This is a genomic window from Actinophytocola algeriensis (assembly GCF_014203735.1).
GTDB lineage: Bacteria > Actinomycetota > Actinomycetes > Mycobacteriales > Pseudonocardiaceae > Actinophytocola > Actinophytocola algeriensis.
Window position 1 is genome coordinate 962,346 of the sequence record NZ_JACHJQ010000002.1, and the last position, 6,817, is coordinate 969,162.

General features: G+C 71.6%; 7 protein-coding genes. 2 read left to right on the top strand and 5 right to left on the bottom strand.

Translation table 11 applies throughout. The features are described 5' to 3' along the window. Positions 1 to 3: 3 nt before the first annotated feature. Together FHR82_RS10585 and FHR82_RS10590 are read left to right on the top strand one after the other, a co-directional pair. Entirely contained in the window at positions 4 to 393 is a 390-nt protein-coding gene (locus tag FHR82_RS10585) for a hypothetical protein (RefSeq protein ID WP_184810091.1), read from the top strand. Continuing rightward, positions 390 to 1,754 (top strand): hypothetical protein, encoded by a 1,365-nt coding sequence (locus FHR82_RS10590; RefSeq protein ID WP_184810092.1) that lies wholly within the window; start codon positions 390 to 392, stop codon positions 1,752 to 1,754. Before FHR82_RS10585 ends, FHR82_RS10590 begins: the two co-directional genes overlap by 4 nt. A 27-nt stretch (positions 1,755 to 1,781) precedes the next feature. On the opposite strand, the gene FHR82_RS10595 is transcribed toward FHR82_RS10590, so the two are convergent. The 5 genes from FHR82_RS10595 to FHR82_RS10615 all read right to left on the bottom strand — a co-directional run bounded on the left by FHR82_RS10595 (position 1,782) and on the right by FHR82_RS10615 (position 6,748). Then, positions 1,782 to 2,633: an acyl-CoA thioesterase gene (locus tag FHR82_RS10595; RefSeq protein WP_311771003.1), complete on the bottom strand. Its 852-nt coding sequence runs from the start codon at positions 2,631 to 2,633 to the stop codon at positions 1,782 to 1,784. Then, positions 2,630 to 4,066: an AMP-binding protein gene (locus FHR82_RS10600; RefSeq protein WP_184810093.1), complete on the bottom strand. Its 1,437-nt coding sequence runs from the start codon at positions 4,064 to 4,066 to the stop codon at positions 2,630 to 2,632. Before FHR82_RS10600 ends, FHR82_RS10595 begins: the two co-directional genes overlap by 4 nt. A gap of 53 nt (positions 4,067 to 4,119) precedes the next feature. Next, positions 4,120 to 4,938 (bottom strand): enoyl-CoA hydratase-related protein, encoded by an 819-nt coding sequence (locus tag FHR82_RS10605; RefSeq protein WP_184810094.1) that lies wholly within the window; start codon positions 4,936 to 4,938, stop codon positions 4,120 to 4,122. A gap of 39 nt (positions 4,939 to 4,977) precedes the next feature. Continuing rightward, positions 4,978 to 5,562, bottom strand: a complete 585-nt coding sequence (locus FHR82_RS10610; protein ID WP_311771004.1) for a TetR/AcrR family transcriptional regulator — start codon at positions 5,560 to 5,562, stop codon at positions 4,978 to 4,980. A 67-nt stretch (positions 5,563 to 5,629) separates the two neighbouring features. Next, positions 5,630 to 6,748, bottom strand: coding sequence for a S1 family peptidase (locus FHR82_RS10615; RefSeq protein WP_184810095.1), 1,119 nt, complete (start codon positions 6,746 to 6,748; stop codon positions 5,630 to 5,632). Between the last annotated feature and the right edge of the window lie 69 nt (positions 6,749 to 6,817).

Sequence of the window (6,817 nt, forward strand, 5' to 3'; positions counted from 1 at the left end):
CTCATGCCAGACGGTTACGGTTTCGAACCGGCCGCCCTCGACTCCATTGCCAGTCATCTGAAGGCAGCGGCGTCCGCACTCGACAGCGCGACCCAGGGCGCGGCTCCCGAGGTCGACGCGGGTCTGTCGTCGAGCTTCGTCGGCGCACGGCTTTCGGTCGTGCACCGCGCCGGAGTCATCCTGGCCGAGTTCCTCGACGACAGCGGGCACGCCGTGGAGCTCGGTCACGGGGACTACAACGACATCGAGAACACCGTCGCCGACGAATTCGCCGCGACAGAACGCATCGCCGCCCTGACCGAGCAGAATCGCGAGCAGGACAGCGGACTCCGCGACACGCGAGTCTACGACGAGGACAAGCGAACGGACGCACGATCCTGGGAGAACCGGTGACCGCACTCAACACGCTCGTCAACGGCAGCCCCGGCACGTGCACCGCGACGGCCGACTGGCTCAGGAAGCTGAGCCTGATGGCGACCGAGGCCGCCAACGGGGCGAACAGCGCGCGGAACACGGCACTCTCGGGGTGGACCGGCCCAGCCGCGGGCGTGTTCGTCAACGAGGTGGCCGCGCCCCGCGACGACTGCGACGACCTCGCCTTCACCTGTCACACCTACGAACAGGCGTTGCGCGACTTCGCGAGCGCACTGGAGAGCATCGGCCGCACGATGGACGGCGCGATGACGACAGCGGCGGACGGCGGGCTGGAGGTCGCGGGCACCTTCATCCATTCGCCTGATCGCGCGGCGATGATCGGCGAAGCGCCGGCGAAGCCGGCGGCGGCCACCAGTGACACCCTGCAGAAGTACAACGCCGCGATCGCCTCGTTCAACGCCAAGGTCGACGCGTACAACGCCAAGGCGGCCGTGTTCAACGCCTGCAGCGAGATCGTGAAGCAGGCGCGGATCGCCGAGGACGAAGCACATGGTGCGCTGCGCGCGACGTTCGGCGCGCCAGGCCAGGGCAGTGGCGAAGCCTGGAAAATAGGGTCGGTGGCGGCGAAGGAAGTCGCGGCGTTCGGGGAGGGCGTCGACGACAAGGACGGTCGCTTCGAGACCGCGCGAGCCCGCGACGCCGCGTTGAAGGAAGCCAACCGCTGGGACGAGAAGACGCAGTTGTTCACCGACTGGGCCAACGGCGAGCGTTATCAGGAGTTCACCACCGCCCAACGCGCGACCCTGCGAGCGGCAGCCGAACACGCGGGCTCCCTCAGGAACGAAGCCCTCGGCAGGGTGGCCCAGTACGAGGAGTTCCTCACCGACCCCGCATACCGTGCCACCAGGGAATGGGTGAAGACGGCGGCGGCCGGACAGCACGGCAAGGCGACCGAGCACCCCGGCGCCCACAAGGCGCGAGCGACCTTCCGCAGGCTGCCGTACCTCGGCGCCGGGCTCGGCATCGGCAACGAACTGTACGGCGCGCTCAAGGGCGAGCAGACGCTCTACGCGGCCGGCGCGAAGATAGGCGCCGATGTCGCGACAGGCAAGGCCACGTCAGCGGTGCTCACCAGGGTCGCGCCCAGGATCAGCGGAGTGGTCGGCGGCCTGATCGGGCTCGGCGTCAGCGTTGCGGCCAGCCTCGGCATGGAGGTCGTGGTCGAAACATTCATGCCGGACCACTACAAGCCGGAGTACAACCAGCCCAAGGTCGAGATGGCGGACCGCCTGCACCCCGGTTCCCCGCTCACACCACCGCAGCCGACCGGAGGAACCCCGGCGCCCGGCGGTTCCCCGGGACCCGCGCCACAACGCTGACGGATCGGCAGGTGCCCCTGACCGCCGTCAATGGGGCACTGGCCGCACGAGCATCTCCTGGCTCGCGGTGGCGAGCAGGGTGCCCTCGGCGGTGAACAGCGCCGCCTGTCCCATCGCCCTGGCGCCCGCGGCGGACGGGCTGCGGCTCTCGTAGAGCAGCCAGTCGTCCGCCCGGCCCGGGCGGTGCAGCCACATGCTGTGGTCGAGGCTCGCGGTGCGGACCTGGCTGCGGGCCACGCCGTGGTGGCGGAACGCACCGTGCAGGATGCTGAAGTCCGACAGGTAGATCAACATCGCCTGGTGCAGCAACGCGTCGTCCGGGAGCGGCGCGGTGATGCGCAGCCACACCGACGACTCCGGCTCGTCCCCTCCGGGAGGGACCGCGCGGAGGTCCACCGCGCCTGCACGGGCGGGCCCGTCCGCCGCGACGTGGAACGGTGTGCGGGCCGGGAGGTCGGCAGGCGCCGGGCGGGCCGGCATCGGGTCCTGGTGTGCCAGCCCCTCCTCCGGGACGTGGTACGAGGCGCTCATCGAGGTCACGATCTCGTTGTCCTGCACCGCGTCCACGCGACGTGCGGCGAAGGAGCGGCCGTCGCGCAGGGTCGTCACCTCGAAGTGGAGCTTCACCCCGGGACGGCCGGCTCGCACGAAGTACGCGTGCATCGAGTGCAGGGCCGCTGGCGGGGCGACCGTCTGCGCCGCGGCCACCGCGCACTGGGCCAGGATCTGGCCGCCGAACACCCGCCGCGCCGGCACGGTGGTGCTGTGACCGGTGAACGTCGTCACCGAGACGCGTTCCACCGCCAGCACCGACACCAGCTCGTCCACTGTGGACACCCCGGACCGGTGTGCGCGCCAGGCCGCCAGGTCCGCGGTCACGACGTCGCCCCGGTCGGCGAGGTGCGCCGCTCCGCGCGCAACGCGGCACGGCGCACCTTGCCCGCCTCGTCACGCAGCGCCGACCGCGTCAGCTCGTAGGCGCGCGGGCGTTTGTACGGCGCCAGCAACGACCTCAGGTGCTCGTCCAGCGCGGCCGCCGTCACGTGCTGGTCCGCCTCGACGATCGCGACCACCCGTTGTCCGAGGTCCTCGTCCGGCAGGCCGATCACCGCGCTGGCCCGCACCCCCGGGTAGGAGTCCAGCGCGCCCTCGACCTCCGCCGGGTACACGTTCGCACCGCCGGTGACGATGCAGTCCGTCGAGCGGTCGTCGAGGTACAGGTAACCGTCCTCGTCGTAGTGCCCGAGGTCGCCGAGGGACTCCCAGCCGTCGCGGCCGCGTGGCGTCGCGCCGACGTAGTGGTACGTCGAGCCGGGGCCGCCCTCGGGCATGAGGAACACCTCACCCACCACCCCCGGCGGCACGACGTCGCCGTGCTCGTCCTGCACCTGGAAACGGGAGCCACGGATCGCCCTGCCCACCGAGCCCCGGTGGGTCAGCCACTCCCGGCCGGTGATCATCGTGATGCCCTGGTTCTCGGTGCCCGCGTACACCTCGACCACGCGGTCCGGGCCGAGCCAGTCGATCCAGGCCTCCTTCAGCCACGGCGCACACGGGCCGCCGACGTGCAGCAGCGTCCGCAGCGACGACAGGTCCGCGGCGGCCCGCACCTCCGGCGGCAGCTTCCAGATCCGGTTCATCATGGTGGGCACGAGCTGCATCCAGGTCACGGCGTGCTCGTCCACCAGGCGCAGTACCCGGGCCGCGTCGAACCCGCGCATGACCACGAGCCTGCTCCCGCTGAACAGACCGCGCATGGCGTAGACGAACGCCGCGTTGTGGTACAGCGGGCCGACCACCAGCTGGACGCCGTCAGCGTGCATGTACTCGACCACCGCCTGGCCGGGGTCCCACTTCGGCTGGTCGTGGCTCACGATCAGCTTCGGCTTTCCCGTGCTGCCACCGGACGTGAGCGCCTTCCAGTACGTCGGCGAGACGTCCGGCAGCTCCGTGCCGGCCAGCCCCGCACTGTCCGGTTCGGACTCGACGACCAGCGCGGGCGGCGCCAGCGCGAGAATCCGCTCCCGCTCGGCGGGCGGCAGCTTCACCGACAGCGGCAACGCGGTCGCGCCGAGCTTCCACGCCGCGACACACGCGCGCACGAACGCCGCCGAGTTCGGCAGCACGACCGCGACGACCGAGTCCCTGACCACGCCAGCCGCCGCGTACGCCCGCGCCAGCCGATTGGTGGCGCGGTCCAGTTCCGCCCACGTCATCACGTCGGCGGAACCGTCCTCGACGAGCGCGACGACGTCGGGCCGGGTGGCGGCGAAGTGCCCTATCAGCCTGCCGATGGACAGCTCCCCGCCCATGCGTCCTCCCTGTCCCGCCAAGTACGCCCCTGAAACTTCCCGTGCCCGGCGGCTCAGCTGAAGACGGGCGGGCGCTTCTCCACGAATGCCCGCACCGCCTCCTTGTGGTTGTCGGTCAGCCCGCACGCGAGGTGACGGGGCACCTCGCGGTCCATCGCCTCGGCGAGCCCGTACCGCTGCGCGTCGAGCAGGTTCTGTTTCATGGCGGCGAGGGACTCCGGCGACCCGGCCGCCAGCTCGGCGGCCGTCGTGCGGGCGAACCCGGCCAGTCCACCGGCGTCGACGACCCAGTCGAGCAGCCCCCACCGCTCGGCGGTCGCCGCGTCGATCCGCTCGCCGAGGAACATGGCGCGCCGGGCCCGTGCGGGACCGACGAGCCGGGAGAGCAGCCAGGTCGCGCCGTAGTCGCCGGAGAGCCCGACCTTGCCGAAGGCGGTCGCGAACACCGTCCCCGGCTGCCCGACCCGCAGGTCGCAGGCCAGCGCGAGCCCGAGCCCCGCACCGGCGACCGCACCGGGCAACGCGGCGACAGTCGGTTTGGTGAAGTCGTACAACCGGCCGGTGATCGCCCGCTGCATGGCCTGCTGGCGGGTGATCCGCTCCTCGTGCGGCACGGTCGTACCGCCGCCCTCCCCACCGCGTGCGGCGAACGCCTTGACGTCGCCGCCCGCGCAGAACGCGCCGCCCGCGCCGGTGAGCACGACGGCCCGCACGTCCTCGGCGTCCTCCAGTTCGGGCAGCAGCGCGGACAACGCGGTGAGCATCTCCGGCGAGAGCGCGTTGCGCCGGTCGGGCCGGTTCAGGGTGACGACCGCGACGCCGCGTTCGACGTGTGCCAGCAGGTCACCGGTGCCGGTGTGGATTTCACGCATGGTTCATGCCTCTCGGTCCACCAGCGACGCGTGCCATGGTCAGTGACCTTCCCGTGTGGCGAGCAGCGCGGTGACGGCCCGCCGCATGACGGCGGTGGCCTCGGCAACGGACAGCCCGAGGTCGTCCCGGCACCCCATCCAGGCGGGCCAGGTCGTGGCGACGAGCACGGCGGTCAGGAGCTCGTCGTCGCCTGCGAGCTCCGCGCGGAACAACTCCCCGGCCTCCGCCCGCAGCCGCTCGTTGTGCCGGGCCCGGTTGCGCCGCAGCTGCGCGGAGAAGGGGAGCCGGACCTGCGCGGCCCGGGAGGCGCCCGCGATGACGTCGAGCATGCGGGCCCGCTGCAGGCAGAACTGCTCGATCCGGTCGGCGAGGGGCTGGTCGGCAGGAACCGGCCGGAAGCCGGTGTACTGGATCTCCAACGCCTTGTGCCCCGCCGCGGCGAACAACGTCTCGAGATCCTTGAAGTGCCCCCACAACGTCCGCAGCGAGACACCCGCCCGCTCGGCGATCCGCCGGGCGGTGGGCTGCAGGTCACCGTCGAGCATCAGCGCCATGTGCGCGTCGATGATCGACTCGCGCGTGCGCTCGGCGCGCAGCGCACGCCCGTCCGCGAGCACGGCCACCGGCACCACCCCGTCGAACTATTTGCACATCGAGTGCAGATAGTAGCAAGGCCGGGATCGCGGCGGCTCAGAGTGGGATGTACACGCCGAAGTCGCGGTTCGCGGTGCGGAAGTCCTGGAAGCCGATGCGGGCGCCCGCCGTCCTGGTGACGGTGCCCTTCGCGATGACGCCGCCCGCCGACGACGGGCCGTAGACCGGGCCACCGCTGTCGCCGGGCCGTGCGGCGGGCTGGCCGTTCATCTGCTCGCCCTCCACGAGGTCCTCGCGGTCGGCGTAGAAGAACAGCACCTTGATGTCGCAGACCGGGCCGCCGGTCTCGCGCGCGCTGGTGACCCCGGACTGGCACAGGATCTCGCCGGTGAACACGTCACCCCATCCCCGGACGGGCACGGTGGTGTTGCTGTCGCCGCCGCCGACGTACTGCTGTGCCGTCACGTTCCCGGTGGGGATCAGCATGATGTCGTGGTCGCCGTGCTTGGCACCGGCGGTGCCGATGTACTCGCCGGTCGGGTCGGTCACCCGGGTGCCGGGGTTGCCGCAGTGGCCCGCGGTGAGCAGGAAGCGGTCGTTGTTGCCGTTGCGGACCGAGAAGCCTGACGTGCAGGCGGCGTTGCCGAGCACGATCGTCGCGCCGCCTTTCCACGGCGGGCTGTCGTTCTGGCGCGACACCGGGGCGAGCGGCTCCTCGACCACGGTGCGGACCGGCACGTCGACCAGCGTGGTGAGCGCGCGGGTCGCGACGGCCTCGGTGGTGCCCAGCACCAGGCCGCTGCCGTCAGCGGGGATCTTCACGGCGTGCACGGGAGACTTCGCGCCCTTGCGCGTCTCGATCATCTCGGCGGCGACCTGCAACTCGGCGTTGGAGTACGCGGCCTGTTCGATCTCGACCGGCGCCTGTCTCGCCGCCGCCGCCACGGCGGCGGCGACGCCCGCCGGGACCTGCCCCTTCCACCAGAGCGCGACGTGGTCCTCCTCGAGGACGATGCCCGCGAAGCCCTGATCCGAGCCCCGGTCGACCTCGGCCTGGATGGTCTCGGCGGCGTGGACGAGCGGCTGTTGTGCCAGCATGCGTTGCCAGCCGGTGGGTTCCGGCGCGGCCGGTGCCGCCTGTACCGCGGGCACCAGGCCCGAGGACGCGGCTACGGCCAGTGCGAACGCGAGCGAGAACGAGCGGCGTGCGGTCATCGTCGACAACTCCTTGCCCGATCAAGGAAAACGCGGCTGTCAGCCAGTCTATGGTCCAGACCACCAGGT